Origin of the sequence: Weissella sp. DD23 (genome assembly GCF_001579105.1) — a bacterium.
Taxonomy (GTDB): domain Bacteria; phylum Bacillota; class Bacilli; order Lactobacillales; family Lactobacillaceae; genus Weissella; species Weissella cibaria.
The window spans coordinates 363,073-365,332 of sequence record NZ_KQ970390.1; the positions used below are offsets into that span (position 1 = coordinate 363,073).

Annotated in this window: 3 protein-coding genes; 1 reads left to right on the plus strand and 2 read right to left on the minus strand. The window is 44.6% G+C overall.

Annotated elements, in window-relative coordinates; translation table 11 throughout:
* The first annotated feature begins 104 nt into the window (after positions 1 to 104).
* Positions 105 to 656 (plus strand): TetR/AcrR family transcriptional regulator, encoded by a 552-nt coding sequence (locus WEIDD23_RS01745; RefSeq protein ID WP_029237510.1) that lies wholly within the window; start codon positions 105 to 107, stop codon positions 654 to 656.
* 65 nt (positions 657 to 721) lie between these two features.
* Here the strand turns inward: WEIDD23_RS01745 and WEIDD23_RS01750 are convergent, their stop codons facing one another.
* Complete coding sequence (locus WEIDD23_RS01750; RefSeq protein ID WP_010374300.1) at positions 722 to 1,627, minus strand: YitT family protein; 906 nt, start codon at positions 1,625 to 1,627, stop codon at positions 722 to 724.
* A gap of 186 nt (positions 1,628 to 1,813) precedes the next feature.
* The coding region (locus WEIDD23_RS01755) for an SDR family oxidoreductase (protein WP_156469548.1) at positions 1,814 to 2,260 on the minus strand (447 nt) is incomplete at its 5' end.

Consider the following 2,260-nt stretch of genomic DNA (forward strand, 5'->3'; position numbering starts at 1 on the left):
AAATTTCAGTGGCAAAGTTAAATGATTGTTAAAGGCGTTAAAGGTCAGCTTGCGATTATCGATAACCCACCCCGTTCAACCTTAAAAGTCGGTATATTGGAAGCATGAAGAACATGTTAACGGAGAGTATTCGTCAGCAGACTGACGATCAAATCATTGATGCAACGCTGACTTTGTTGCAAAGCCAGTCCTATGACCAACTTGCGGTTACTGAAATTACCCGCATGGCAGGCGTGTCACGGATGGCTTTCTATCGCCACTTTGGCACAAAGGAAGCGGTCATCAAGACTATTGTTGAACAACTAACAGATGACTTTGCGAAGGAAGCTGCTGCTCTGCCTTTGGAAAGTGAACAAATTGCGAGTGCCTTCTTTGGCTTTATCCAAGCAAACGGAATGGCGATTGCCGTTTTGTTGAACGCCGGATTACGAGAGCAATTTTACCCACCTTTGCGCGATATTTTGCATGGGTTGTATGCAGAATTGTTCCGCAGCCAAGCAAACCATTCGACATCTATCGATTATGTTTCTGACTTTACGGCATCTGGGATGTTGGCACTAGCTATTCGCTGGATTGCCACGGGGATGCATGAATCAGTACCTGAGATGGCACGGATTGCAACAGAAATGACTGATGCACAACACGCAAACCTATAATTGTTGTTGTGCGAGTTAACTAAAACGACGAGATAACCCATTTGAGGTTACCTCGTCGTTTTAGTTTAAGGTAGAAGGTTGAACCGGCGCTTCTTAGGCTGCGCGTAACTGAAACCTTCACCGAATGTCTCCTGTGTATCCATCACAGTCACAAAGGCTTGCGGGTCAATATCATTGATTAGCCGACGCACAATGTTCATCTCTGAGGGATCGACGACAGCATAGACAACTTTCCGTTCGTTATGCGTAAAGCCACCCTCTGCATGCAACAGTGACGTGCCCCGTTCAAGCTCTTGCATGATAGCATGCGAAATTTCTTCGGGGTAATTGGTGAAAATCAGGAATGCCCGCGCTGCATAGGCGCCCTTTTGGGTAAAATTAACAAGCTGGGCGAATACAAACGCCGCAATCAGTGTGTACATCATTTCCACCACATTAATGTAGACTAGTGACACTGTTAGGACCACCACATCTAATGCAAATAACGTTTTTCCCATCGGAATGTTTAACTTTTGTTCCAGGATACGCGCAATAACGTCTGTTCCGCCCGTTGTGCCACCAAAACGATAAATCAAACCAGAACCAAGGCCACCAAAGAAACCGGCTAAAATGGCTGAAATAAGCAAATCATGGTGCAGATCTAAATGCATGGGATACAGTTGCCAGAACCACAGCCAAAATGACAAGCCAATAATACCGTACAATGTATAAATCAAGGCCCGCTTCCCTAACATTCGTAAACCGAGCAACAACAGGGGAATATTAAAGAACAAGGTTGATAGAGCCGGGTTAATATGGAATAGCGCTCTAAAAATCAGCGTAATTCCGGTCACACCACCCTCCGCCAAGTGACTTGGAATATTAACGTTAACTAGTCCCCAACCATACATGCTGGTTCCAATTGTAAAGATGATGAAATCGCGAAGTCGAATTTTTTCAATCACTCGCGTGGCCATTGTTTGTTCTGCCATGGCACAATCCCCAATCTGAATAAATTATCATGTGGCAATCGGTTACCCCTCCTCTAAATTAAGGCATAAGACTAACCGGCCGTATTATTTTAAGTGTACCAAAAATTTGCTTAATCGGTTAAAAATAACGAAAAAACCGTGACCAATTCAAAAGTCACGGTTAGCATCAACCAATCGACCATGACGTTAGCCACGACCACCTTGGAATTCATTATAGAGGGTAATTCCCCCATCGATATAAAGTGTTGTACCAGTAATGTAAGAAGCTTCGTTTGAAATTAACCAAACCGCCGCATTCGCAACATCAACCGGGTCCCCGACTTTCTTCATTGGAATCATACTTTCCGTGTCGGCCCGGACGGCAGGATCTGCAAATCGTTGTGCATTGATCGGCGTTTCTAGGGCACCTGGTGAAATCGCGTTAATCCGAATACCTTGCTCAGCATATTCCAAAGCCGTTGTTTTAGTAAACATCAGCACGCCAGCTTTAGCCGTTGCGTAAGACGCATAGGTAGGCCAAGGAATAATGTCGTGAATTGACGACGTGTTTAGAATGCTACCTTGCTTATTGTGCTTCAAAAAGTGTTGCACAGCAATTTTAGTCCCCAAGAATACCCCATCTAAATCGACGTG